A 26,004-nucleotide genomic window follows, 5' to 3' on the forward strand; every position below is an offset into this window, starting at 1 on the left:
GTGGTCGGCGAGGTGGTTCCGCCGCCGAACGATCACGTTGTCACGGCGCTCGTATCTTTGTCGTCCAGGTCGGCTTCACCGACGAACTGCGCTGCGAGGCGGTGTGTGCGGAGTCGGATCCCGAGGTGCGGCGATCAGCTCTCGACGAGCAGCTTCCGCACGGCGGCGGCGTGCTCGACGGATGCCTCCATCGAGGTTGCGGCGGGGATGAGCGTGATGCTGTCCGCTCCTGCGTCGACGAACGGGTGCAGCCACTCGGCGACCTGTTCGGGCGTGCCGGCCGGTGCCAGGTGCCGGAACTTGTCCCGGGGAAGGTGGTAGAGGGCCTGCATCTGCTCGCCCACCAGGCGGTCGGCCGTGGCGGCGTCGTCGTCGAGTCCGCACCACACGTTGACTCCGAAGGTGCTCAGCGTGCGGTTCTCGCGGGCGGCAGCGTCGAGAATCGCGGTGCGTGTCTCGCCGAATCGGCGGGGCGTCGAAAAGATGGCGAGCCATCCGTCGCCGTACTTCGCGGTTCGACGGATCGCGGCGTCGCCTCGGCCGCCGATGACGATCGGCACGGTCGGTTGGGGCGCGGGCAGGATCCGGGCACGGTCGAGGGTGAAGAACTCTCCGGTGTGGGTGACCTCTTCGCCGGACAACAATGCCCGGAGAACCTCGAGTGTTTCGTCCAAGCGGCGACCCCGGGTGCGTGGGTCCACTCCGGAGTTGGAGATCTCCGATCGGTCCTCGCCGCCGACTCCCGCGCCGAGGATCAACCGCCCTGGGGCGAGCTGCGCGATGGTCGAGATCTGTCGAGCTGCGAGCATCGGATGCCGCAACCCAAGCAGGTAGACGCCGATGACGACGGAGAGCGTGTCGTGGGCTGCGAGCACCGAGGTGGCGGAGACCGTCCCGTCGAAGCCGGTACCGCCGTGGAAACTGATGTGATCCCCGACCGTGATGTGGTCCAACCCGGCATCGGCGACGGACGCGAGCAGTCGTCGCCGGGCGAGCGGGTCGGGAACCAGTATGGAATCTGTGATCGACAAACCGACTTGGACGGTCACGCGACCCCCTTCCGAAGTATTGGACTGACCATAGGTCCGAAATCGTCGAGTGGCAAGAGGGCGCCTCGCGGGTGTCGATCGACGTGTCGATCCCCGGCTCGGCATCAGCGCGGTTCGACAGGAGCAAGCACTGCGTGCCGACCGATCGCCGTTCCCGACGCTGCGGCCGAACTTGTCCGCCCCTCCGGCATCCGCACATGGCCTGGCGTGGGCCGATTCCGAAGATGCGAGCAAGTCCGCGCGCCCCCTATTGCCTCACGTCAAGATGCGCGCGAGGTGCGCTTCGTTGACTCATTCAAGGATGCGCGCGTGGAGGAGGGCTCGACGATGGGGGTACGCCCCGGGCCGGCCTTGGCGGTGGTGAGCGTGAGCAGCTCGGCGGTCAGGGCCTGAATCTGCCGCTGGATCGCTGCCGGGTTGAGCGTGACGTAGGTGCCGGCGAGGATCGCCTTGTCCTCGGCGGTGACGGCATCGTGCCGCTCGACGCGACGATGCGGAGTGGTCGCGGTGTCGTACTTCTTGGTCACCTTCGCCCCGTCACGTACCTTCGATATCAGCTTCTGCTGCGGGCAGAAGAAGTTCGACAGACTCGATTGAAGAACCCAAATACCGTTGAGCACCAACAACTCTGCCGATGTGTCGTAGCGGTGGTAGCCGACCACGGTCCGTACAATCGCCCAGTTCTTCTGCTCGACGTGCGCGCCGTCGTTGGAGTTGCCGGGCCGGGACCGGGTGAAGGTGATCTGCCGCTGCGCGCACCAGGCGAGCAGGTGATGGTTGATGAACTCGCTGCCGTTGTCGGAGTCGACCCCGCGGATCGGGAACGGCAGGATGCCGGCGATCTCCTCGAGGGCGGCGAGCACCCACTTGCGCGCCTTGTTCGGCACGCTCCGGTTCTCCGTCCACCCGGTGGCGATGTCGGTGACCGTCAACGTGTAGGCATGGTCGCCGACCGCGTTGCCGCCCTCGTGCCCGACCAGGTCGATCTTGCGCGTTCCCGGGCACGGCGTCGCCCCACTGCGCCCACGTGCGGATCGGGATCTGCGACTCGAGCACCCGACCCCGGCTTGGTGTGCGCTCTGCCTTTCGGATCGAGCCTGCGCCGGTCCTCGGCAAGCCGGCGGTCGATGGTCGCCGCCGACATCGACACCAACAACTCTGCGGTGGCGTCGTCGATGCTCAACTCGCCGAACCGACGCAGGATCGGCACCAGGTCCGGCAGCACCGCCGCGAGGCGCTTGCCCGCCGGCGCACCGAGCACCGCCCAGCAGAACCGCAGCGCCGCAATCACGTCGGAGCCGTACTTCGGTGATCTCGGGGTGCGTCGCCTGACCGCGGTGGGCCGCAACGCCTGCATCAACGCCTTGCGGGCGTGATTGCGGTGCCAGCCGGTCGTGGCACACAACTCGTCGAGGATGACACCCTTGGTGGCCTTGTCGGCCCGGGCGTACCGCGTCGCGATCGTCTTGGTCACGGCCTTGCGTTGACTCATCGACAGCCCCATCGTCCGGGCCTACCGCCCGGCCCAGGCCGGACACGGCAGGCGCACCGTACGCGCGCATTCTCATTTGAGGCAACGACTACCTCTACGCGCGCATTTTGGATGAGTCAACGCGCGCCCTTGACACCCTCCGTGCCCCGCCCTCAAACTGACAACGTGCGTAGTCAAACTGAGCTCGTGCCGCTCGGGCCCGACAACCTGACGTGGAAGTACTTCGGCGGCTGGCGCGGAATGGTGTTCGGGCCGTGGGCCGGATCGATGCAGAACATGCATCCCGGTCTCGGCGCGGCCGTGGAGGAGCACTCGCAGTTCTTCGACGAGCGCTGGGAACGCCTGTACCGCTCGCTGTACCCCATCTACGGCGTCGTCTTCGACGGTCCGCGCGCCCCGGAGACCGCCGCCCAGGTGCGCGGGTACCACGACACGATCAAGGGCATCGACAAGCAGGGCCGGCGCTATCACGCCCTCGACCCCGACACCTTCTACTGGGCGCACGCGACGTTCTTCTACAGCCTCGTCGTCTCGATCGAGTGGTTCGACGGTCCGCTCCCGCTCGCCGACAAGCACCGGCTGTTCGACGAGCACGTCCAGTGGTACCGGCTCTACGGGATGTCGATGCGGCCCGTCCCCGGCAGCTGGGAGGACTTCCTCGCCTACTGGGACCGCATGTGCCGCGAGGTGCTCGAGGACAACAAGGCCACCCGCGACGTGCTCGACCTCTCGCACCTGGGCCGGCCGCCGTTCCTGCGGTGGGTGCCTGCGAGCGTGTGGGCGGTGCTGCGGCCGCCCGTGACCCGCGGGTTCGTCTGGCTGACGATCGGCCTGTACGACCCGCCGGTGCGCGAACTCCTGGGCTACCCCTTCTCGCGCCGGGAACAGCGCCTGCACCGCATCATCGGGCGCTCGATCGGGCTGGGGGAGAAGCTCGTTCCCCGGCGCTACCGCTACCACCCGCGCGCCCGCGCCGGCTGGGACCGCGCCCGGGGACGCGTCCCGTCGGACGCACCCGTCGTGCACACCCCCGACCGCAACCTGCCGCCGGTGCACCTGCGCGACAGCCCGATGCACTACACCGGCGCGCACGAGCCCGCCGGCACCTCCTGAGCGTTCGACGAACGTGCACTTCTCGTGACGACACGCCGGGCAGTGGCACGAGAAGTGCACGCTCGGTCGCCGGGCGCGCCCCGGGTTCACACGGACGCGAGCACCTCGTCGAACAGCGCGGCGTAGCGGTCCCGCGCTGCGCGACGCCGGGTGGGCACGTGCTCGGTGGGGATCCGGTCGGCAGGGGCTTCGTAGCCACGCAGGATCAGCTTGGCGACGGTGTCGCGGTGCACCTCGTCCGGGCCGTCGTAGAGTCGCGCGGCGCGCGCGGCGCGGTACATGAAGTCGAGCGGCAGATCGGAGCTGTAGCCGAGGGAGCCGTGGGTCTGCACGGCGCGGTCGATGATGTCGTGCAGGATCTTCGCGCCGAAGTACTTGATCATGGCGATCTCCTTGCGGGCCGCCTTGGTGCCCTGGGTGTCGATCACCCAGGCGGCCTGCAGCGTCATCAGCCGCAGTGCCTGCATCTCGGCGGCGGAGTCGGCGATCCAGTTGCGCACGGTCTGCTTCTCGCCGAGGACGCTGCCGTGCGCGAAGCGGTAGGTGGCGCGTTCGCACATCATGTCGAAGGCGCGGTTGGCCTGGCCGATCCACCGCATGCAGTGGTGAATGCGGCCGGGGCCGAGCCGCTTCTGGGCGATGAGGAAGCCGTCGCCGGGATTGCCGAGCAGCGCGTCGGCACCGACCCGCACGTCGCGCAGGGTCACCTCGCAGTGCGAGCCGTAGGTGTTCTCGCGCGGCGACGGGTTCTCCATCGAGGCGATGTCGCGCACCACGTCCAGGCCGGGGGTGTCGATGGGGACGATGAACTGTGAGGCGCGGCGGTGTCGCTCGGCGTCGGGATCGGTGACTGCGACGACGATGACGAAGTCGGCGGTCGAGGCGTTGCTGATGAACCACTTGTCGCCGCTCAGCACCCAGTCGTCGCCGTCGCGGACGGCGGTGGTCTGCAGGTTGGTCGGGTCGGCGCCGGCGTTGTCCGGTTCGGTCAGGGCGAAGGCCGAGTACTTCTCACCGGCGAGCAGCGGGTCGAGCCAGCGGCGCTTCTGGTCGTCGGTGCCGACCGCGGCGAGGATCTCCGCATTGCCGGAATCCGGTGCCTGGCAGCCGAACACGATCGGACCGAGGGGTGACGAACCGAGGATCTCGTGCATCAGACCGAGCTTGACCTGGCCGTAGCCCTGTCCGCCGAGTTCGGGGTCGAGGTGCGCGGCCCACAGCTGCTGCGCCTTGACCTTCTGCTGCAGCGGCGCAATCGCGGTGAGCAGTTGCGGCCAGGTCAGCTCGAGGGTTTCGAGCGGACGGATCTCCTCGCGCACGAAGGCGGTCATCCAGTCCAGCTTCTGCTGGAATTCGGGTTCGGTGGAGAAATCCCATGCCATGTGTGTCTACCTCCGGGGTCGGCGGGTCAGTCGAGGAAGCGCAGGGTGCGCTCGAACAGGTGGAGGGCGTACCGGTGCAGCCGGTCGCCGACCGGGCGGGGGGCCTGCCCGGAACAGGCGCGGGCGTAGGTGCCTTCGAGGATGATGCCGAGTTTGAACGCGGCCAGCGCGGTGTACCAGTCGAGGGCGGCGAGATCGCGGTCGGTGTTCTCGGCGTACCGCCGCACCAGTTCCGCACGGGTGGGCAGTCCACCGGCGTCGGCGAGGCGGCTTTCGAGCAGGTCGGGCTCGCCGTCGGTCTCGGGCCAGATCGCGAGCATCCAGCCGAGGTCGAGCAGCGGATCGCCGACGGTGGCCATCTCCCAGTCGACGATCGCATTCACCGTGGGGGCGATCCGATCGAACATGACGTTGGAGACGTGGTAGTCGCCGTGCAGGATGCCGGGTGTCCACTGCCGGGGCCGGTTGTCGTCGAGCCACGACGCGAGGCGGTCGACGCCGGGCAGCAGCACCGTGGGATATCCGGACAGCAGCGTGTAGGACTCGAGTTCGCTGGTCCAGCGGCCCACCTGCCGTTCGAGGAACCCCTCCGGGCGTCCGAATCCCGTCAGACCGATCGCGGCAGGGTCGACCCGGCCGAGTTCGGTGAGCGCGTCGACCATTGCCAGGCCCATGCGACGGCGGGTGTCCCGGTCGGCGGCGTGGGCGGGGGACAGGCTCTCCGCTGCGTTGTAGCCGTCCACAGCGTGCATCAGATAGAAGACGGCGCCGAGGACGTCGGTATCCTCGCACCCGGCGATGAAGCTCGGGTGCGGCACCGCGGTCCCGGCCAGGGCACGCAGCAGGGTCATCTCCCGCAGCATCATCCGGTTCGAGTGCGGGCGAAGGTGTTTCGGTCCGCGGCGGAGAACGTAGCGGGTTCCCGCCCGCTCGAACGCGAGCATGATGTTCTGCGTTCCGCCGCCGATCGGGGAGACCTCGGTGAGGTCGCCGGCACCGAGGCCGCTTGCGTCCATCCAGTCGCGCAGCGCGGGGAGATCGATCCCCGTCAGTTCGCTGTCTGTCATATCGGTCGGCATACCACGACGGTATCGGCCGGGTCCGGTGGGGGCAGTGCGGCTTTCGTCGCTCGTTGTGGGTTTCCACAACCGCCGTGGGAGTAGGGTCCGCGCTGGTCAGCTCCCGGAGAAGTCGAGGATCTGGAAGGCGAGCCGCGCCGAGAGCATGACGTCGAGACTGGCCGGATCGAGCCGGGTCAGTTCCTTGATCTTGCCCATCCGGTAGCGCACCGTGTTCTCGTGCACGTCCAGCGTCTGTGCGGCGCCCTGGACCCGCCCCTCGGCGGTGACGAACGCGCGCCACGTGTCGAGCAGGACGCCGTCGTCGGCCGTCTGCACGGCGTGCAGGTACTCGTGCGCGAAGTGCACCGCCTCCTTGACCCGGCCGGAGCTGACGACCAGCCGGAACAGTCCGAGCTCGGTGACGTCGAGGACCCCGGCGGACCATTCGAACGACCGCGCGATCTCGGCGACCTCCCGCATCTCCCGGGCGGCCTGCGAGAAGTCGGTGACCTCCCGGCACACACCGGAGATGACGGTGGCGCCGGTCGCCAGCTGCGGCTGCAGCGACGCGCGGATCCGCGACACCGCGTCGCGCACCCGCTGCAGTTCCTCCGCGCAGCCACCGTCGGGCAGCGGCACGAGGACGATCACGCTGCCGGGCAGTTTCACCGCCGCCGGCTCGTCGATCCCGAGCACCTCCTGGAAGCGGCGGGTGACCAGACGCTGCGCGGCGGAGGCGGACATCCGCTGGTTCGCCGCGAGGGTGAACCGGACCAGCACGTGCGGATACGTGAGGTCGATACCGAACTGCGGGCCGCGCCGCACCAGGTGTTCCTTGTCGCGGGTGTTGCGCAGCAGATCCGACAGGTAGTCGTCGCGGGCCTGGCCCTGGGTCTCGATCTGCCGGCGTTCGGAGAGGATCTGCAGGGACAGCACCGTCGCGCCGTGTTCGGCGATGTTCGCGTCGACCTGCTCGAGCGAACGGCCGACCTCGACGATGCCCAGGTAGCCGTTGGGTTTGCCCTCGATCATCAGCCGGCACAGCAGATGCCGGCGGCCGAGGCCGACGGACAACGTGGGCGGCACCACGGCCGACGGCCGGTCCGGGCTCAGGCCGGCGAGTTCGGCCTCGACCGAGGGCATGCGCCGGATCTGCTCCGAGATCACCGGGGCGCGGTCCAATCCGAGGGTGACCGGCGCCGCCCAGGCGAGTACCCGGAAGTCCTCGTCGTAGAGGACGACGGGCTTGGTCGACAGGTCGCTGAGCAGCCGCACCACGCGCTGGATGTCGGCGCCCTCGAGCACGGCGTTGGTGAGCTTGCGGTGCACGTCGGCGAGGTAGGCGAGCGTGTTGCGGCTGCGGGTGATCTCCGAGGCCTGTGCCCGCAGCCGCGAGTTGAGCATCGCCTGGGTGAGAAACAACGCGCTGAGCTGGGCGAACATCTCGGCGATCTCGATGTCCTCGGCGGTGTAACGGCGGGGAAGATCCTTGTTGTCGACGAAGAGCAGGCCGATGACCTCTCCGTCGAACACCAACGGCACCCCGAGCATGGCGCGGACCCGCCAGTGCTCCATGGTCCGGCGATGGGGGCGCGGGTCGTTGGGGACGTCCTCGATGAGCACCGACCGGGCGGTCTCGATGATCTCCCGGCTGAAGTGGTCGCCGGCGATCCCGGATTCCTGGCGCTTGACGGCTTCGGTGATGTCACCCTCGTCGGCGCAGTGTCCCGCGGCGCCGCGGAACCGGCCGTCGGGGCGTCTGAGGTAGAGCGAACTGCGGGACACCCCGAGCACGGTGCACAGTTTCACGCACACCGAGCGCAGCAGCTGTTCGAGGTCGGCGTCGCCGATGGCTTCCCCGGTGATCTCGGCGAACGCGGTGATGACGTCGCGTTCGCGGGGCCGGGTCGCGGGGTGGGCCACCAGGGTGGGCGCGTGGGCGGCGGTCGGGACCGTCGCACGGGCGGAGCCGTGCTCAGGCGTCGTCGGCTCGACGTTCCCGCTCGGCAGCGCCATGCGTCTACCTCACCTCCCGGCGCCCGAGGGTGCGGCGCCGCCACGTGTCGATGTTGTTCATTATCACAATCTACGGGAAATCAGGTCGCGATCACAGTCGCCAGTGCGCCGTCGAGCTCGTGGCCCATCCGGTCCCGCTTGGCCCGCAGGTAGCGCACGTTGTGTGCGGTGACGACGGTCGGCAACGCCACCCGCCCGACGATCTCGATCGAATAGCCCTCCAGCCCACCGAGTTTGCCGGGATTGTTGGTGATCAGCCGCATCCGCCGCACGCCCAGGTCGGCGAGGATCCGGGCGCCCACCCCGTAGCTGCGCGAGTCGTCGGGCAGACCGAGCGCCCGGTTCGCATCGACGGTGTCGAGGCCCTGCTCCTGCAGCGAGTACGCGCGGATCTTGTGGGCCAGCCCGATGCCCCGGCCCTCGTGGCCGCGCAGGTACACGAGCACCCCGCACCCTTCCCGGGCGATCTCGGCGAGCGCACGCTCGAGCTGCGCCCCGCAGTCGCATCGCAGCGAACCGAGGATGTCGCCGGTCAGGCACTCGCTGTGCACCCGCACCAGCACCCCGTCGGAGGTGCGCCCGGCGGCGGCGACGTCACCCATGACCAGTGCGAGATGCTCGGTGCCGTCGAGCACCGACCGGAACGCCACGGCCCGGAACTCCCCGAACTCGGTGGGCATCGTCGCCTCGGCGACGAGCTCGACGAACGGCTCCGTCGCAGCCCGGTATCGCACCAGGTCTGCGATCCGCAGCAGGGGCAGGCCGTGCTCCCGGGCGAACGCGACGAGATCGGCGCCGCGGCGCATCGAGCCGTCCTCGGCGACGATCTCCCCGATCACCCCCACGTCCCCGGCCGCGGCGAGACGCAGCAGATCCACGGTCGCCTCGGTGTGCCCGGCGCGGGCGAGCACCCCGCCCTCGCGGGCGCGCAGCGGGAAGACGTGGCCCGGCCGGCGCAGATCCGCAGGTTCGGTCGTGTCGTCGGCGAGTGCCCGCACGGTCGCGGCCCGGTCCTGCGCGCTGACCCCGGTCCCGGTGGAGACGTGGTCGACGGTGACGGTGAACGCCGTGCCGTGCGCGTCGGTGTTGCGTTCGACCATCAGTGGCAGGTCGAGGGTGTCGGCGCGGTGCGCGGTCATCGGCGCGCAGACGATGCCGGTGGTGTGCCGGACGATGAACGCCATCTGCTCGGCGGTCATCGTGGCGGCGGCCGCGACGAGGTCGCCTTCGTTCTCCCGGTCGTCGTCGTCCACGACGACGACCATGCCGCCGGCGGCGAGGGTCTCGACCGCGAGTTCGACGTCCTGAGCGGGGCTGGTCCGTGGCATGGCGACTACTCCTGTTCTGCGCTGTGGGTGCCGAAGGTGCGCCGGTGGTACGTCAGCGGCGGATGGTCGACGCGGGCGGCGGCTTCGACGTGCCCGAGGACGACGACGTGGTCGCCGCCGTCGACGAGGTCGGCGACCCGGCACGCCAACCACCCCGGCGCCGCGTCGACCCGCGGCACCCCGGCCGACAGCGACCAGTCGACCCCGTCGAACTTGTCGGTGCCCTTGCGGGCGAACGTCAGGGCGAGGGCGTCCTGGCCGTGGCCGAGGACGTTCACCCCGAAACGTCCTCCGGACCGCACGACCGTGAGCAGGTCGGACCCGCGGTCGAGGGCCACCAGGACCATCGGAGGATCGAGCGACAGCGAGGCGAAGGCGCTGACGGTGGTGCCGTGCGGGCGGGCACCGTCGAGTGCGGTCACCACCGTCACCGGGGTGCACACACTGGCCATCACGTCCCGGAACTCGGCGGTGAACTCTTGGGCGGCAATTGGATTCATCTCGTCCTCCGACGGGGTCGGCCGGAGCGGTGCCCGACGGGACCGGGCACCGCCCCGAACGGCTCAGGCGTTCGCCGGAACCGGCGCCTTCATCTTGTGGAGCTCGGGGACGACCTTCTCGCCGTAGAGCTTCAGGGCCTTCTCCGCCTGCTCGATCGGCAGGCCGCCGAACGCGAACGCCGCATTGGCGAAGAAGTCGCCGATCATCTCGTGCCGGGCGGCGTACTTCTCGACGATCTGCTCGGGCGTGCCGTACACGTTGGCCTCGACGTACGCGTCGGCCGCGGCTTCCATTCCGGCCTCGCGGATCATGTCGGCGCCGACCTGGTAGGTCTCGTAGCCCTTCGTCTCGCGCCAGTGCTCGCCGGCGAAGTCGTAGTGCTTGATCACCGACAGGAAATACCGCGCGACGTGCTCGTAGGCGAGGCGACGGGCCTCCTCCGCGTCCTCGTGGCAGATCACGAAGTCCTGGATAACCGGCGGCAGCGGCTCGGTGTTCCAGCGCTCGCGGTACAGGTCGCGCCACCGATTGATCGCCTCGGCGTGCTTACCGAACTCGAACTGCATGAACGTCATCATGCGGACGCCGAGATCGGCGATGACCGGAACCGAGTCGGGCGACATCGCGGCGCCGAACAGGCGGTCGCGTCCCCACTCGTAGGCCGGGTTCGGGGCCGGACGGATCTCGACGCGCTGCTGCGGGTAGAACTCGCCGTCGGGCTGGTCCACCACACCGGTGCGCAGCCCCTCGATCGCGAGGTTGGCGGCTTCGATGAACCGTCCACGCGCTTCGTCCATCGGGATGCCGAACGCGTCGTACTCCATCTTGGCCAGCCCGCGGCCCATGCCGAACAGGGCGCGACCCTCGGACATCATGTCGAGCATCGTCATCTTCTCGACGACGCGGACGGGATTGTTCCACGGCAGGATCACCGCGCCGGTGCCCAGCTTGACGGTCGACGTGCGGGCCGCGAGGTACGACATGATCTGCATGTTGTCCGGGCACATCGAGTAGTCGTCGAAGTGGTGTTCGGCGGACCAGACGGCATCGAAGCCGTACTTCTCCGCGGCGACGCCCATCTCGAGCTCGCGGACGAACACTTCCTGGTCGCTGACGTTTTCGTGGTAGTTCTGGAACACGAGCAGCATGCCGACGTCCATGGACGTAACTCCTTGTGTGAGGGGGATGGAGGGAGACGGGAAGCGGATCAGGGTGCGAGGAACACGGCCCGGGTGTGTTCGGTGTCGAGGTACTCCTTGACCGACTGGATCAGGCCGTCCCGGATCTCGAAGACGAAGTGGTAGAGGTTGTTGTAGACGCGGCCGTTGGCCATCTCCGAGTACGACTCGGTTTCGACGGCGACCCGGTCGCCCTCGGCAGTCCATGCCCGCGGGGTCAGGGCGATCGCCCCGGTCCTGGTGGTCGCGGACAGGCCCGAGAGCATCTCGCGGAACTCCTCCTTGGTCTTGGTCCCGGAGATTCCGTCGATGGTGCCGGCCACCCACCACGTGGCGGTGGGGGCGAGGTAGCCGAGGATCGCCTCGACGTCGCCGGAGGTGAACACCTCCATGAACTCGGCGACGAGCTTCTTGTTGGCCGCTTCGAGGCTTCCGGCGGTCGCGACGTTGTCCATCTGAGCTCCTTCGAGTGAGGACTTGGACGAATCAGGGAGCGGGGGAAGAACTTCCCAACTGCTGCCTCCGACGGTATCCGGAAGACTGTGGTGTGGGTCACGCCGGTTTTCCGGTCGTTGTAGGCCGCTACAACGACCGGACGGTCACGACCGCGAGCTGAACGAGGACATCAGCCCACCGTCGGTGGCCACCACCGAGCCGGTCATGTACGGCGCGTCCGCGACACCCACGACGACCTGCGCAATCTCCTCGGGGCGGCCCGTTCGGCCCATCGGGATCGCCGCGACGACCCGCTCCCGGGCCCGGCCCGTCAACGCCGAGGTCATGTCGGTGTCCACGAAACCGGGGATGACGAGATTGACGCGGATGTCCCGCGGTGCGAGCTCGACGGCGAGCACCTGGGTCAGCCCACTCAGCCCGGCCTTCGCCGCACCGTAGGCGACGTCGCCGGGGAACCCTCGGAAACCCACCACCGCACCGACATTGACGATCGCCGCCCCTGCGGACAGCCGGGGGACGACGGTCCGGGCCACCTCGAACGCGCCGGTGAGGTTGGTGGCCAGCACCTCGTCCCAGTGGGCGCGGGGCAGATCGTCGATCTGGCCGCCGCGGTGCACACCCGCGGCGTTGACCACGACGTCGAGCGCCCCGAACCGGTCGAACACCGCGTCCACCCCGAGCCCGACCGACGCCGCATCGCTGATGTCGGTGTTGATCTCCACCACCCGCTCGGGGTGCGTCCACGGCGCCGTCGCCGGCTTGCGGGCGAACACCGCCACGTTGTCGCCGCGGACGGCCGCGGCCTCCGCCACGGCCCGCCCGATGCCCCGGGAACCGCCGGTGACCAGCCACGTCCTGACGCCGCTCATCGGTTCAGGAATCCTGTCAACGCGGCGAGGTAGCGGTCCCGCTCCTCGAGGAACGGGGCATGCCCGCTCGACGGGAACTCCACGACCTCGGCGCGGTCGTTGAGCGCCGGCACCGCCTCGGCGCCGGAGAACGGCACGAACGCATCGAGCCGCCCGTGGAGCAGCAGGATCGGCACCTCCAGCGCCGCGATCTCCTTGCGCAGATCGATCGTCGCCAGATCGCGCAGCGAGTCGTCGCCCCGCGGACCCATCGACATGAACATGTCCCAGATCGACTCGAGCACGGCCTCGCCGGGATCCTGGGCGCACACCGCCGCGGCGACCCCGCGGAACGTCTCGGCCCGGTTCGCGGCGGCGCCGGCGAGCACACCCTCGACGTCGGCGACCGTCCCCCCGTGCGGCCAGTCGTCGGTGGCGGTGTACCGCGGCGACGCCCCACCGGTGAGCACCAAGGCCGACGCCCGCTCCCCGAGCTGCGCGGCGGCCGCGGTCGCCACCGCCCCGCCGAGCGACCAGCCGTTGATCACCGGCCGGTCCAGGTCCAGGTGCTCGACCAGCGCCACCACGTCGGCGGCCAGCGCGGCGATCGACACGTCGTCGAAGTCCTTGTCGGATCGGCCGCAGCACCGCAGGTCGAGCGTCACGACCTCGTTGCCGTTGGCGCGCAGCGCCGGCAGTGTCGTGTCCCAGGCGCGGGCCGTGGCACCCCAGCCGTGGATCAGCACGATCGGCCGACCCTCCCCGCGGTGGTGTTCGAAGTAGATCCGGCGGTCGTTCTCGACGGGCAGATAACCCATGATGTCCTCCTGTGCGAGTGGGGAAGTGGGATCGAGCGGATGGGAAAGCAGAGGGGTGGCCGGGTCGGGCCGCAGGGCCCTCGGCACCACGGCCGGGCGATCCCGGAACCGGGGCATGACGTGTTCGGCGAACAGCTCGAGCGACCGCATCACCTTCTCGTGGGCCAGGCCGCCGAACCGCATCCAGCAGATCAGGTGCTGCAGGCCGGTCTCGTCGTGCAGCGACTCGAGCTGCCGGGTCAGGCCGTCGGGATCACCGACGTACACGACGCCGCCGTCGCGCAGCCCCTCGACGGTCATGCCGCCGGCCTCGTCGGCCGCGGCGACCAGCTCGGCGTAGCGTTCGTAGGTCGCCGGCACGTCCGGGCCCTGCGGCACCGCCGCGAGCGCCGCATCGAAATACCAGGTCAGGGCGTCCCGCGCGTTCTCGACCGCGACGTCCTCGGTGTCGGCGAGGTGGATCTGCCAGTTCATCGGGAAATCCAGGCTCAGCACGTCCCGGCCGAGGTCGCGCAGCCGTCGTTTGGCGTCGACGACGAACGCGTTAAGCTCCGGCATCGTCATCAACGTCGGCGTGACCAGCATGTTGTAGCCCTGGTCGGCCGCCAGATCCAGGGTCTCCGGGCTGATCGAGGCAATGTAGATCGGCGGGGTCGGCCGCTGCACCGGGGTCGGGCGGCAGTCGACGTTGTCGAGGTCGAAGTGCTTGCCGTGGTAGGAGAACGGCTCGCCGGGCTTCTTGCTCCACAGGCCCCGCACGATCTCGAGCGCCTCGACGAACACCTCGCGACTCTCGCCCTGTAGATCGGCGACGCCCATGTTGTGGAACTCGTCCGGCTGGTAGCCGCGCCCCACCCCGAAATCGAGGCGGCCACCGGAGATGACGTCGACCATCGCGTAGTCCTCCGCGATGCGCACCGGCCAGTCGAACGTCAGGTTGCTCACCGCGATGCCGATCCGCATCCGTTCGGTGCGGGCGGCGATCGCCGCCGCCGCCACCTGCGGCGACGGCATCGACCCGTAGTCGCTGCCGTGATGCTCGGCCAGCCACACCTCGTCGAAGCCGAGCTGCTCGGCGTAGGCGATCTGTTCGAGCATCTCGCGGTAGGCCCGGGAGAAGTCCCGGTCCGGGCACTCGAGGACGTAGAAGATGCCGAACTTCACGGTGTGCCTCCTTGCGACGACGCCTCCGGCGGGGCCGCCCGCGCCGCACCGGTGGACCCGACGCTAGAGCGGTGCCCGGTTCAGGCGGGGAATCTGGCTCCGCCGCCGTTGTGGGAGTCCACAAACACCCGGGCGTCGACGGTGCTGCGCAGGCGTTTCTTGTCGACCTTGCCGACACTGGTGCGCGGCAACGACTCGACGACCACCACCTGCTCGGGCACCCACCAGCGGGGTGCGAGGTCGGCGAGCGCGGTACGCACCGCCTCCGGGTCGAGAACCTGCCCTTCCTCGGCGACGACGAACGCCAGGGGCCGCTCCTGCCACTTCTCGTGCGGCACGGCCACGACCGCGGCGTCGGCGACGTGCGGGACCTGCACCAATGCCTGTTCGAGCGCGACCGAGCTGATCCACTCGCCGCCGCTCTTGATCAGGTCCTTCGCCCGGTCGACGATGGTGAGGTAACCCTCCTCGTCGATGGTGGCGATGTCGCCGGTGCGCAACCAGCCGTCGACGAACGCCTCCGGGTGCTCGTCGCGGAAGTATCGTTCGGCCACCCACGGGCCCCGCATGAGCAGCTCACCCCGATCGACACCGTTGTGGGGAACTACAGCGCCGTCGTCGTCGACGAGCTTCCACCGCAACCCGGGCAGCAACCGCCCCTGCCGGCGGATGTACTCGTAGCGCCTGCCCGGATCGTCGTCGGCGGCGCGGGGAGGCCGGGCGAACGTGCCCATCGGCGACATCTCCGTCATGCCCCAGCCCTGATAGGCCGGCACCCCGAGGTCCTCCTCGATGCTGCGGATCAGTTCCGGGGTCGGGGTCGAGCCGCCGAGCACCAGTGCGCGCAGACTCGTCAGGTCCGTTCCCGTCGCCAGGGCGTGGCGCACCAGCTCGACGGCGACCGTCGGCACCATCCCGACGTAGGTGACGCGTTCGGCCTCGAGGATCCGGGCGATGTCCGGCACCGCGGGGTGCGGTCCCGGCAGCACCTGGTTCGCGCCGGTCATCAACGCCGCGAACGGAATTCCCCATGCATTGGCATGGAACATCGGCACGACGTGGCAGACGGTGTCGCGCTCGCAGATCGCGTGCCCGTCGGCCAGGCACGCGGTGAACGTGTGCAGGTACAGGCCGCGGTGCGAATACCCCACCCCCTTGGGGAAACCGGTGGTGCCGGACGTGTAGCACAGTGCCGCGAGGTCGTTCTCGTCGCGGGGAACCGGCTCGGTCAAGGGTGCGGCGGCGTCGGTGAGTGCGTCCTGGGCGGGCAGGTCGATCCCGTCGCCGTCGGTGGTGACGACGAGCATGCCGGGCCGCCGGGCGCGGGCGGTGTCGAGCAGCGGCAGCAGCGCGGTGTCGACGAAGATCATCCGGTCGTCGGCGTGGTCGACGATGTAGGCGATCTCGTCGGCCTCGAGCCGCAGGTTGACGGTGTGCAACACCGCACCCGCCAGGGGCACCGCCAGGTACAGCTCGAGGTGCCGGCGATGGTTCCAGGCCAGTGTCGCCACCCGGTCGCCGGGCCGCACCCCGAGTTCGATCAGGGCCGCCGCCAACCGGAACACCCGGTCGGTGTAGTCGCGGTACGTGTACCGCGAGATCGCCCCGCCGTCCTGGTACTGCGTGATCGTCTTGGCCGAGAACAATTCCCGCGCGCGATACAGGAAGTCGGTGATCACCAGCGGGCTGCCCGGAGACGGGGTCATGCAGGCACCTCCTGCCGGGCGGCGGCCACCGCCGACCGGACCTCGGGCATCACCTTCGAGGTGAGCAGCTCGATCCGGGCCGAACCGCTGTCGACGGATTCGCCGGGCAGCTGCGCCCAGAAGTGCACGTCCTTGACCTGCGGCCGGGCCACGAGCAGGGTGGTGAGTTCCCGCACCGCGGTCGCCGCGTCCCACAGCTGGAACGCCCCCGCGTCGACGAGTGCCTGCGGCGAGTCGAACAACGGGGTGGACTCCGGCGGCCCGAACGCCCCCATCCGGATGTAGCCGTTGATCTGGTACAGCGCGTGCTCCCCGATCCGGGCCCATTCACGTTCCGGATCGTCGGCGATCACCGCCCACTGCCCGGCGTAGATGCGGCCGGCGTCGCGGGGGCGCCCGTGCCGCTCGAGTGCGTCGAGGTACGTCTCGTGGTGCGCGTTCTGGGTGCTGAGGAACCCGTCGGCGATGCGTGCCGCCCGGTCGATGGCCGGGTCGGCCATCGCGCCGACGAGCACCTGCGGGGTGCGTTCCGGCTGCGGCGTCACCGGCAGTGCCGGGAAGTCGAAGCGGCTGCCCCGGAACTCGACGCAGTCGCCGTCCCACGCCTGCCGGATCAGCGCGATGCCCTCCTCGAGCAGGCTCGGCCGGTGCCGCAGCGAGCGGCCGAACGCTTCGAACTCCGGCTGCCAGTACCCCTGCCCGACTCCCAGATCGAAGCGGCCCGCCGTCAGGAGCGACACGGTGGCCGCGTCCTCGGCGAGCCGGATCGGGTTGTGCAGCGGGGCGACGATCAGATTGGTGCCGATGCGCAGCTGCTCGGTGTGCGATCCGATCGCGGCGGCGAGCACGAACGGCGACGGGGTGTAGCCGTCCTCCATGAAGTGATGCTCGGTCAACCACACCGAGCCGATCCCACAGCGTTCGGCCCAGGCGATCTGTTCGAGGCTCTGCCGGTAGAAGTCGGTGAAGCTGCGCGGCCATCGCGTGGGGTTGCGGAAGTCGTACCACAGGCCGAAAGTGCAGTGCTCGTCGTTCACGGTGCGCGTCCTTCGAGTCGGATCGGGCTATGTCGCAGATCACACCCTGGTGGCATGAGGCCCGACGGTGAAGAGGGGGATGGGAGGGCGATTGTGGGTGAATCCAACCGTGCTGCCGGATCCACCCACGCTCGCGCGGCGGTCCGTCAGAAGTTGCCCTTGGCGGCCCACCCGCCGTCGACCGGGTAGATCTCGCCGGTCAGGAAGCTGCCCTCCCGCATCAGGTAGGCGACCATCGACGCGATCTCCTCCGGCCGGCCCAGACGCCGGACGATGTGGGCGTTGGCGTTCGCGGCGCGCATCTCGTCGGTGATGTCCGCCAGGATCGGGGTGTCGATCGTGCCGGGGCAGATCGCGTTGATGAGGACGTTCTTGTCGCCGTACTCGAACGCTGCCTGCTTGGTGAGGGAGACGACGCCGCCCTTCGCCGCCGAGTACGAGGCGAGGTTCGGCAGGCCGCGCAGCGCCGCCATCGACGCGATGTTGACGATCCGGCCGCCGCCACGCTCGATCATGTTCGGGATCACCGCCTGCATCCCGAGCCACACACCCTTCAGGTCGGTGCCGATGACGTGATCCCACGCCTCCTCGGTGAGCCCGACGACGCTGTCCTCGCTGATCATGTTGACGACACCGGCCACGTTGGCGAGCAGGTCGACGCGGCCGTGCCGCTCGATCACCTCGCGGACCGTGTCGGCCCAGCTGCTCCGGACGCGCACGTCGAGGGCGTGCGCCTCGGCCTTGCCGCCGGCGGTGAGGACGGCGTCCACGGTCGCCCCGGCGTCCTGGATGTCCGCCGCGATCACCGTCGCGCCTTCGGCGGCCAGCCGCTGGGCGGTCGCTGCGCCGATTCCCTGCGCGGCGCCGGTGACGATCGCGATCTTCCCGTTCAGTGTCATCGTCGACTTCCTTCTGTTCGATGGAGGCCCGACGTCCTCGGTGTGATGCAGGACACGTCGGTGCCGCCGACAGTAGGGATCGGATGTCCCCGGCGACACACCGTTGCGGGAAGGTGTTTGGAGGCATGCACAACGGACGGGTTCGGGGGCTGCGAGCGCGCACGCCACCGAACCGCACGGCGACTGAGCACTTCTCGTGCCACTGCCCGGCGTGTCGTCACGAGATGTGCGCAGTCGGCGCTCGCGTCAGTCCGGGTGAGCCTCGTGCCACGCCTGCCACACCTCGGGGCGGAGCCGGCCGCGGTCCGGCACGGGTAGGCCCTGCGTGCGGGCCCATGCTCGCACCTCGGCTGTCGACGGTGTCGTGGGGGCGGGTGCGGCGATGCGGGCGATCGCCGGGCTCTCGGTCTCGGCCCAGACGTACGCGGCCGCGAGGTACCGGTAGGTCCACTGTTCCGCGAGGGCGCGGGTGTCGCAGAACACGATCGGCACGTTCGGCCAGCGCACCTGCAACTCGGCCAGACCGTCGGCGACGGTCGCGGGCCGCACCCGGTCGAGGGCGAAGATCGCCGAGTAGCGGTCCTCGACGACCACCGCGGCGCGCGGCAGCGCGGCCAGCTCGGCCAGTGCGTAGCGCAGCGTGCCGTTGGTCAGGCTGCCTACCAGGTCCGGCACCGACTTGCGCTCGACCGAGGCCACGAGTCGGTCGTCGTGGAAGACGCCGTAGTCGCCGCACGGCAGCGCCCGCTTGGTGAGGACGACCTGCTGGTCGGCGAACCGGTAGGCGTAGCGCTCGTGCGAGTCCACGACGATCGGCAGGTCGGCGACGCCTGCGGCGCGGGCGGTGGGGGTGCGCACATTGGGGCGGGCCTGTTTGCGGGTGCGCGGGGACTGCCAGAACACGACGTCGCGTCCGCGGGCGGTGGTGTACACGATCTGCGACCGGTTCTCCCGGCCGCGGTCGAGCACCAGGTCGATCGCCGCGCCGCGGCGTGCGCACGACCGGACGGCGACGCGTTCGACGACCTCGGGGTCGGCGGGCCATTCGTCGCTCGGCACGGGGTGGCAGTAGAGCGCCTTCGTGCGCGGCCAGGTGCCGGAGGTGCGGAACACCAGTCCGCCGTCGAGGGGCACGCGCAGCAGGTAGCCCAGCTTGGACGCCGGGTCGGGGTTCACCGCGATCACCATCTCCACAGGTGTCAGGTTCTCACTCCGGGCGAGCACGCGGAGATGTTGCCTGCCGCTTCGGCCACGCTCTTTGCTCCGAATTCGAGCTTCCGACTCGGCCGCGACTGCGCAGTTGTCGTCGCCCGCATCGGCGTGGCGCCACGACAACTGCGCAGTCGGCGAGCGATCAGTGGGTGGCGAGCGCGACCCGGCGGCGGTCGTCGGCCCGCACACCCCCGCCGGGGGGAAGATCGATCCGGACGTGATGGAGCGTTCCGGTGAACGCGAACCGGCCGAACTCGGCGGTCTCCTCCGCGACCGGGCTTTCCGGGACCACTGCCGCGTAGAGGGGGACCAGCGCCGTGACGTAGACGGCGAGGAACGAGCACGACTTCGTGCCGTCCTTCGGCCGGAGCACGACCGCCGAGCGCCTCGAGCAGATGAGGGAGCAGTACCCGCCGGTGCTTCCCGCACCGGCGCGTGATGGAGCGGGTGTCGATCCTCGGCGACGTTCCGCGCTGACCCCCGGCACTGCGAGGCCGGTGACCGCGATGCCGGTCACCGGCCTCGTCACATGTTCGGGCGCACGATGCAGCGGAAACCGATGTGGCACGTCGACGTCTCGACCGACTCGCCCTGCCGCGCCGCCGGGCGGTAGCGGAGGCAGTAGTTCGGCGCGCACAGGTGCGACCCACCCTTGATCACGCGCCGCGGGTACGGGCCGGACCCGTCGCCGGCACCCGTGCGGGGATTGCTCGGGATGCAGCAGGCATGCGCGGGGGCGGTGTCCCGTCCGTCGGCGCCGTGGTGCGCGGTGTAGTGGTCCGTCGTCCACTCCCACACGTTGCCGGCCATGTCGACCAGTCCGTACCCGTTGGGACGGTAGGACCCGACGGGCGAGGTCCCCACGAAGCCGTCCTCGCCGGTGTTCTCCCACGGGAAGCGGCCCTGCCAGGTGTTGGCGCGGTAACGGCCACGCGGAGCGAACTCGTCGCCCCACACGAACCGCGCCCGATCCAGGCCGCCGCGCGCGGCGAACTCCCATTCCGCCTCGGTCGGCAGCTCCTTACCGGCCCACTGCGCGTAGGCGAGCGCATCGAAGTACGACACGTGCGCGACCGGGTGACGGTCGCGTCCGGCCACGGTGCTGCCGGGCCCCTCCGGGTGCCGCCACTGCGCGCCCGGCGTCCACGCCCACCAGCGGCGGTAGTCGTCGAGCGGCACCGGCCCGGGCGGCGGCACGAACACCAGCGACCCGGGCACCAGCAGGTCGGGTTCGGCGTCGGGGTAGTCCTTCGGATCGGGTGCCGTCTCGGCGGTGGTGACGTGCCCGGTGTCCTTCACGAACCGCCGGAACTCGGCGACGGTCACCGGGTGCTCGTCCATGAAGAACCCGTCGACCCGGACCTGGTGCACGGGACGCTCCTCGGGATAGAACTCCTCCGACCCCATCCAGAACGTTCCGCCGGGGATCCAGGTCATGTTCTTCGGCGGGGCGGACGTCGCTGGGTGAGTGGCCATGTACTCCAGGTTCGCAGAGTTGCGAGCCGAGTGGGCGGGGTGTCCCGCCGGCAGGTACTTCGTGTGCCGGCGGGACTTGGTATGTCGCCGCTGGTTGTCAGACCGGCGCGGCCGCCGAACGTCCCTGCAGGGCCGACTCGACCAGATTGCTCGTGGGCAGCGTCGCGCCGGACTTCACGGCGGCGATCCACTCGGAGGTCGTGGTGACCGCGGCGAAGTTGGACTGCAACAACACCATCAGCGTGGCGTGCAGGGACTGAGCGGAGACCTGCCCCGCCTGATTGGCGAGATGGATCGCGCCGGTGGCGTCGGAGAGGACCTCGGTGGCGAATCCGAGCGCCTCGGCTTCCGCGGCGGTCGCGAGGTCGCAGTTGTTGGTCATGAAGCCGACGATCGTGACGGTGTCGACCTCACGGGCACGCAGCCACTCGGCCACGTCGGTGCCTGCGAAGACGCTCGCGTACTGCTTGTCGACCCGCTTGCACGCCGGGTCGATGCGCCGCTCGATCTCCGGATGCAGCGACCACCCGGTCGAGCCCTCGACGAAGACGGGGGCGCCGTCGGGCATGCGGTGCTGGACGACGACGATCGGCACGTCGTGGGCCGCGGCGGCGTCGAGAGCGGCGGCGATGTTGGCGAGCGACTCCTCACGCGGCGGATGCTGGATCTCGAGCGGGCCGTCGAAGTATTCCTGCTGGACGTCGACGACGACGAGGGCGCGGCGGGGTGCGGTCACAGTGTTCTCCCGGGTGGTCGAGGGGTTTCGCGCCCCGGCGGGGCGCCTCCCGTTCGATTGTTCCCGCGCGCTACCCTGACCGTGAGTGGCACTAATGCACACTTTCGATGAAGTCGGGCCAATTCGGGAGGATCGGATGCGCATCGCCGTCTACGCCTTCGACGGCATCACCATGTTCCACCTCGCCGCACCGCTGATGGTGTTCGGCGAGGTGAGCCGGCTCGATCTCGCCCCGGACTGGCAGACCCGATTGTGGAGCGACCGGGCCGGGTCGGTCCGCACCGCCGAGGGGTACCCGATCGGAGAGGTCGCCGGGCCGGAGGCGGTCGACTGGGCCGACATCGTGATCGTCCCGTCGTGGTCCCATCCCCCGGAGCCGGTCGGGGACACCTTGAAAGAGATTCTGTACCAGGCACATGCGCGGGGCGCCGTGATCGCCGGCTTGTGCCTGGGCGCCTTTGCCGTCGCCGAGGCCGGACTGCTCGACGGTCGCTCGGCGGTCACCCACTGGGAGGCGATGCCGCTGCTCGCCGAACGCTGCCCCGGCACGGAGGTGGACTCGTCGGTGCTCTACATCGACCACGACGACGTCCTGACCTCCGCGGGGACCGCCTCGGCGATCGACGCCTGCCTGCACCTGGTGCGCAAGCACCTCGGCTCGGCGATCGCCGCCCGCGTGGCCCGGCACCTGGTCGTGGCTCCGCACCGGGAAGGCGGACAGGCGCAGTACATCGAGCGTCCCCTCGCCCGGCCCGCCACCGACACCGCGATCGCCGAGGTGCTCGAGTGGGCGCTGACCCGGCTCGACGAACCGCTCACGGTCGACCGTCTCGCCGACCACGCGAAGATGAGCCGGCGCAGCTTCGTCCGCCACTTCCGGCAGGCCACCGGCACCACACCGGCACGCTGGATCCTCGAACGTCGCCTGCAGGAGGCGCGCGTTCTGCTCGAGACGACCGACTGGAGCATCGACGCCGTCGCGTCCGCGTGTGGCTTCCCAAGTCCCGTCACCTTCCGGCAGAACTTCGGTGCCGCCTTCGCGGTCACCCCGACGGCCTATCGGAGGCAGTTCGCATCGACCCCGCCGGTGCGCACGAAGTCACGGCTGTGACACCGGAAACCGATCCGCCGTCACCGCGGTGAGCCGGCCGCCGTTCGTCACCCGCACGATACGGCGGCTCGGAACGGTGGTGGGGGAGCGGCGACCGGAGAATACTCGAAGGTGTGCGGCTCGGAGTCCTCGACATCGGCTCGAACTCGGCGCAACTGCAGATCGTGCAGGCGCTGCCGGGGGCCCCGCCGCTGCCGATCCACGCGGTCAAGACCTCCACGCTGCTGGGGGAGGCGATCGGCGACGACGGCTGCCTGGAGGAGGCCGGTATCGAACGCGTCTGCCAGGCCGTGAGCCGCACCCTCGCGGCGGCGCACCGGTACGAGGTGGAACAGCTGTACCCGTTCGTCACCGCGGCGATTCGTGACGCGGCGAACCGGGATGCGGTCCTCGAACAGATCCACGCCGAATGCGGGATCCGTCCGCAGTACCTGTCCGGGTTGCAGGAGGCCCGGTTGACGTATGTGGCGGTGCACCGCTGGTACGGATGGTCCGCGGGCCGAATCCTCATGCTCGACATCGGCGGCGGATCGATGGAGATCGCGTTCGGGCGCGACGCCGAACCGGAGTTCGTCCTGTCGCTGCCGCTCGGCGCCGGGCTGCTCACCCGCACCTATCTCCATTCCGACCCGCCGCGCCGGCGCCAGGTCAGGGAGTTGCGTCACTTCGTGCGCGACACGCTGAGCGAGTCGGCGGAGCGGCTGCGCTGGGAAGGAGAGTTCGGACGGGTGGTGGGCACGTCCAAGACGTTCAAGCAGCTGGCCCGGCTGACCGGCGCGGCGCCTCAGCGACGAGGCCCGTTCGTGCGCCGCACCCTGCGCCGCAGCGACGTGCACCGCTGGGCGGGACGGCTGACGCAGCTGCCGACGAGCGAGCGGGCGCGGCTGCGCGGCATCTCGCCCGCACGGGCCCGGCAGATCCCGGCCGGTGCGATCGTCGCCGACGAGGCGATGCGCGCGCTCGACGTCGATCTGCTCGACGTGAGTCCGTGGGCGCTGCGCGAGGGCGTGATGCTGCAGCACCTGGCGACGGTGACCGCCCCGGACGCCGCGTTGCCGCTGCAACCGCTGGTGCCCTCCGAGCCGGAGAAGGCGCAGCTGGTGTCGTTGCCGACGGAAGCGTCGAGGCGAACGGGATTCGCGTGACGGGACACTACTCGCGGAGCATCGCCCACGTGCGCGGCCCGTCGCCGGGCAGGTCCACCGCCCCGACGACGTCGAACCCGAGCCTGCGGTAGAACGCGACGTTCCGCTCCGACGACGTCTCGAGATACGCCGGTACCCCCGCCCCGCGGGCTTCCCCGAGGCCGGGACCGAGGACCGCGCCGCCCAGACCCGAGCCCTGCCGGTCCGGATCGACGGCGACGGTCGCGAGGAACCACGCCGGCTCGGTGGGCCGCAGCGGCGCCAGCGCCTCCTCCGCGGCCGCCGCCGCGCCGGCCCGATCGCCGGACAGTTCGGCGACGCGGCCGGCGATGCGTGCGAAAGCCTCTGGCATGCCGGTGGATTCGGGGATGGTCCACACCGCGACGGCCGAGGCGTCGTCGGACACCCACACCCGCCCGCAGCGCAGACCGATCTCGGTCAGGTACAACCGCTGCAACTCCTCGACGCGGCGCAGGTGGTCGCGGGCATCGACGGTGTGGCGGGTGAAGGGATAGTCCGCGAAGGCGCGCGCCAGGGTGCGGGTCGCGCGGTCGACGTCGGCGGGCTCGGCGGGGCGGATCTCGGTCATCGCGCCGAGCGTAGAGGCACGCCTGCGGCGGCCGCGAGTTCTTTTCAGTTCCTCACAGTCGCGTGACGGGGTGCTTTCCGGTCTCCGGCCGCTCGGCATCGCGTCCATGCCGGAGCCGTGGGGACACGCCCTGCCCGGCCCCGACTGATCGCACCCGACTCCGCGGATCGCATCATGTGCACCAGTCATACTTCGGTCATGCTTGCAGTATGACCGTCAAGTTCACGATCAGTCTCCCGGACGAGGATGTCCACGTCCTCGACGAGTACATCCGGGATCATGGGCTCCGCGGCCGGTCGGCGGGCGTCCGAGCCGCTGTCCGCCTGCTCGCGGCAGCCGGACTCGAACGGGACTATGCCACGGCCTTTGCCGAGGTCGACACGGACGACGCGTGGGACGTCACCACGGCCGACACCGAATGATCCGCCGAGCGCAGATCCACTGGGTCGATCTGGACCCGGCGCAGGGTGGCGAAGCGGCCGAGCGTCGGCCGGCAGTGGTGGTAAGCAACGACCGCGCCAACGCGACCGCCGAGAACCTGGGCAGAGGAGTGGTCACCGTCGTTCCTCTGATCGCCAGCACCTCACACGTCTTTCCGTTCCAGGTACTCGTGGAACCCGACGAGTCGGGTCTGACCAGAGCGTCGAAAGCTCAGGCAGAACAGGTACGTTCGGTGTCCGTGCGCCGCCTGGACGCCGAACCTGTCGGAAAACTCGGGGTGAGAACACTCGCAGCGCTCGACGAAGCTCTACGGCTGCATCTCGATCTGCGCTGACGGCCACGATGTCTGGCCGGGCGATCGCGGGGAGTTGCGGTCGCATTGCCGGTCGAGGTCCGTCACCCTGGTTCTCATCGCCTGACCGGGGCGGTGGGGCGGATCTCGAACCGCTCGGGGATCCGCAGCCATGCGGTGCTCACCGTCGACCAGTCCCCGACGCCGGGCCACGGCCCGGACTGGCTGTGCCGGTAGCCGCCCGCCTCGTACCGGTCGTACGGCACTTCCGACAGCCGCGGATGGGCGCACAGCAGGCCGAGGGCCGACAGGTGCACCGCGTCCCACCGCTCGGCGATCGACGGCCAGTCCGGGACGTGCGCGCCGCGGTACTCGAGCGGATGCGCGGCGATCAGCTCGGCCCAGTCGTCGGCGGTGTCGATCCGGACGATCCGCGCGACGTCCGGGTCGAAGTGCACCGTGTAGCGGGCGGGGTCGGTCGCGCTGCGCAGGTTCTCGCCGCTGGTGCCCCACGTGTCGGATGTCCCGTCGTCGAGGGGTGTCGCGGTCCAGAACGCGCCGTCGGGCAGCGCGCCGGGCCGCGCGCGGTTGCGCACCCGTGGCACGCTCAGTTCGGTGACGGCGCCCTGATGCACCTGCGGGCTGACCAGCGTGTCGCGGCTCGGCGCGCGCAGGGCTGCGCAGATCGCCTCGCTCATCTCACGGACGGCGGGGGAGGCGACAGCCAGATCCAGGATCTCGTTGGCGCCGTTGCCGTAGAGGTACTCGCCGATGATCCGCAGCGTGTCCTCGACGAAATCCTCGAGCGAGCCGGCCTCGACGAACTCGGTGACGGACGGCTGCGGATCCGCGGTGCGGTAGGCACGCAGATACCGCTGGACGAGCATGCGGCCCGGCACCGTGTCGAGCAGGTTCGCCGCCACATCGGAACACATGATCGACATCGTGCCGTAC

24 protein-coding genes and 1 pseudogene are annotated in these 26,004 nt (G+C 69.9%); 5 read left to right on the forward strand and 20 right to left on the reverse strand.

What is annotated here, in order from left to right:
* Positions 1-134: 134 nt before the first annotated feature.
* Together RR3_RS22630 and RR3_RS22635 are read right to left on the reverse strand one after the other, a co-directional pair.
* Positions 135-1,049, reverse strand: coding sequence for an LLM class flavin-dependent oxidoreductase (locus tag RR3_RS22630; protein WP_064065745.1), 915 nt, complete (start codon positions 1,047-1,049; stop codon positions 135-137).
* A gap of 260 nt (positions 1,050-1,309) precedes the next feature.
* Positions 1,310-2,553 (reverse strand): annotated as a pseudogene (locus RR3_RS22635) (integrase catalytic domain-containing protein).
* A gap of 174 nt (positions 2,554-2,727) precedes the next feature.
* Between RR3_RS22635 and RR3_RS22640 the strand changes: the two are divergent.
* Positions 2,728-3,654, forward strand: a complete 927-nt coding sequence (locus tag RR3_RS22640; protein WP_064065746.1) for an oxygenase MpaB family protein — start codon at positions 2,728-2,730, stop codon at positions 3,652-3,654.
* Positions 3,655-3,740: 86 nt separating this feature from the next.
* Here the strand turns inward: RR3_RS22640 and RR3_RS22645 are convergent, their stop codons facing one another.
* The 16 genes from RR3_RS22645 to RR3_RS22720 all read right to left on the reverse strand — a co-directional run bounded on the left by RR3_RS22645 (position 3,741) and on the right by RR3_RS22720 (position 21,472).
* The gene (locus RR3_RS22645) at positions 3,741-5,036 is read right to left on the reverse strand and encodes an acyl-CoA dehydrogenase family protein (protein ID WP_064065747.1); all 1,296 of its coding nucleotides are present in this window, start codon (positions 5,034-5,036) and stop codon (positions 3,741-3,743) included.
* 26 nt (positions 5,037-5,062) lie between these two features.
* Positions 5,063-6,115, reverse strand: a complete 1,053-nt coding sequence (locus RR3_RS22650; protein WP_064065748.1) for a phosphotransferase family protein — start codon at positions 6,113-6,115, stop codon at positions 5,063-5,065.
* A gap of 96 nt (positions 6,116-6,211) precedes the next feature.
* Entirely contained in the window at positions 6,212-8,113 is a 1,902-nt protein-coding gene (locus RR3_RS22655; RefSeq protein WP_064065749.1) for a helix-turn-helix domain-containing protein, read from the reverse strand.
* An 80-nt stretch (positions 8,114-8,193) separates the two neighbouring features.
* Entirely contained in the window at positions 8,194-9,441 is a 1,248-nt protein-coding gene (locus RR3_RS22660; protein WP_064065750.1) for a bifunctional 3,4-dihydroxy-2-butanone-4-phosphate synthase/GTP cyclohydrolase II, read from the reverse strand.
* A gap of 5 nt (positions 9,442-9,446) precedes the next feature.
* A complete protein-coding gene (locus tag RR3_RS22665) occupies positions 9,447-9,941 on the reverse strand; it encodes a flavin reductase family protein (protein ID WP_017679952.1) in 495 nt (164 codons plus the stop codon).
* Between the two features lie 63 nt (positions 9,942-10,004).
* Complete coding sequence (locus RR3_RS22670; protein WP_017679953.1) at positions 10,005-11,102, reverse strand: LLM class flavin-dependent oxidoreductase; 1,098 nt, start codon at positions 11,100-11,102, stop codon at positions 10,005-10,007.
* Between the two features lie 47 nt (positions 11,103-11,149).
* Positions 11,150-11,575, reverse strand: coding sequence for a nuclear transport factor 2 family protein (locus RR3_RS22675; RefSeq protein WP_017679954.1), 426 nt, complete (start codon positions 11,573-11,575; stop codon positions 11,150-11,152).
* A 144-nt stretch (positions 11,576-11,719) separates the two neighbouring features.
* Complete coding sequence (locus tag RR3_RS22680) at positions 11,720-12,445, reverse strand: SDR family NAD(P)-dependent oxidoreductase (protein ID WP_064065751.1); 726 nt, start codon at positions 12,443-12,445, stop codon at positions 11,720-11,722.
* Complete coding sequence (locus tag RR3_RS22685) at positions 12,442-14,406, reverse strand: LLM class flavin-dependent oxidoreductase (RefSeq protein ID WP_072786563.1); 1,965 nt, start codon at positions 14,404-14,406, stop codon at positions 12,442-12,444. Before RR3_RS22685 ends, RR3_RS22680 begins: the two co-directional genes overlap by 4 nt.
* An 80-nt stretch (positions 14,407-14,486) precedes the next feature.
* Positions 14,487-16,112 (reverse strand): long-chain-fatty-acid--CoA ligase, encoded by a 1,626-nt coding sequence (locus tag RR3_RS22690; RefSeq protein ID WP_064065752.1) that lies wholly within the window; start codon positions 16,110-16,112, stop codon positions 14,487-14,489.
* Positions 16,109-17,149, reverse strand: a complete 1,041-nt coding sequence (locus RR3_RS22695; RefSeq protein ID WP_064065753.1) for an LLM class flavin-dependent oxidoreductase — start codon at positions 17,147-17,149, stop codon at positions 16,109-16,111. The genes RR3_RS22690 and RR3_RS22695 overlap by 4 nt, the downstream gene beginning before the upstream one ends.
* 146 nt (positions 17,150-17,295) lie before the next feature.
* On the reverse strand, positions 17,296-18,048 hold the full coding sequence (locus RR3_RS22700; RefSeq protein WP_040270267.1) for an SDR family NAD(P)-dependent oxidoreductase: 753 nt from the start codon (positions 18,046-18,048) through the stop codon (positions 17,296-17,298).
* Between the two features lie 246 nt (positions 18,049-18,294).
* The gene (locus RR3_RS22705; protein WP_017679959.1) at positions 18,295-19,242 is read right to left on the reverse strand and encodes an ERCC4 domain-containing protein; all 948 of its coding nucleotides are present in this window, start codon (positions 19,240-19,242) and stop codon (positions 18,295-18,297) included.
* A 160-nt stretch (positions 19,243-19,402) separates the two neighbouring features.
* A complete protein-coding gene (locus RR3_RS24995; RefSeq protein WP_017679960.1) occupies positions 19,403-19,633 on the reverse strand; it encodes a hypothetical protein in 231 nt (76 codons plus the stop codon).
* A gap of 152 nt (positions 19,634-19,785) precedes the next feature.
* The gene (locus RR3_RS22715; protein WP_040270283.1) at positions 19,786-20,736 is read right to left on the reverse strand and encodes a formylglycine-generating enzyme family protein; all 951 of its coding nucleotides are present in this window, start codon (positions 20,734-20,736) and stop codon (positions 19,786-19,788) included.
* Positions 20,737-20,833: 97 nt separating this feature from the next.
* Complete coding sequence (locus RR3_RS22720; RefSeq protein WP_064065754.1) at positions 20,834-21,472, reverse strand: isochorismatase family protein; 639 nt, start codon at positions 21,470-21,472, stop codon at positions 20,834-20,836.
* A gap of 136 nt (positions 21,473-21,608) precedes the next feature.
* Here RR3_RS22720 and RR3_RS22725 point away from each other — a divergent pair, with 136 nt between their 5' ends.
* Positions 21,609-22,583 (forward strand): GlxA family transcriptional regulator, encoded by a 975-nt coding sequence (locus RR3_RS22725; protein WP_040270285.1) that lies wholly within the window; start codon positions 21,609-21,611, stop codon positions 22,581-22,583.
* Positions 22,584-22,696: 113 nt separating this feature from the next.
* On the forward strand, positions 22,697-23,728 hold the full coding sequence (locus RR3_RS22730; protein ID WP_040270287.1) for a Ppx/GppA phosphatase family protein: 1,032 nt from the start codon (positions 22,697-22,699) through the stop codon (positions 23,726-23,728).
* A 7-nt stretch (positions 23,729-23,735) separates the two neighbouring features.
* Here the strand turns inward: RR3_RS22730 and RR3_RS22735 are convergent, their stop codons facing one another.
* The gene (locus RR3_RS22735) at positions 23,736-24,317 is read right to left on the reverse strand and encodes a GNAT family N-acetyltransferase (RefSeq protein WP_040270289.1); all 582 of its coding nucleotides are present in this window, start codon (positions 24,315-24,317) and stop codon (positions 23,736-23,738) included.
* Between the two features lie 209 nt (positions 24,318-24,526).
* Between RR3_RS22735 and RR3_RS22740 the strand changes: the two genes are divergently transcribed.
* Positions 24,527-24,739: a ribbon-helix-helix protein, CopG family gene (locus RR3_RS22740; RefSeq protein ID WP_040270291.1), complete on the forward strand. Its 213-nt coding sequence runs from the start codon at positions 24,527-24,529 to the stop codon at positions 24,737-24,739.
* Entirely contained in the window at positions 24,736-25,092 is a 357-nt protein-coding gene (locus RR3_RS22745; protein WP_040270293.1) for a type II toxin-antitoxin system PemK/MazF family toxin, read from the forward strand. Before RR3_RS22740 ends, RR3_RS22745 begins: the two co-directional genes overlap by 4 nt.
* Positions 25,093-25,166: 74 nt before the next feature.
* Here the strand turns inward: RR3_RS22745 and RR3_RS22750 are convergent.
* On the reverse strand, positions 25,167-26,004 hold an 838-nt coding region (locus tag RR3_RS22750; protein WP_255325558.1), incomplete at its 5' end, for a hypothetical protein.

Source organism: Rhodococcus ruber NBRC 15591 (assembly GCF_001894945.1).
GTDB lineage: Bacteria > Actinomycetota > Actinomycetes > Mycobacteriales > Mycobacteriaceae > Rhodococcus > Rhodococcus ruber.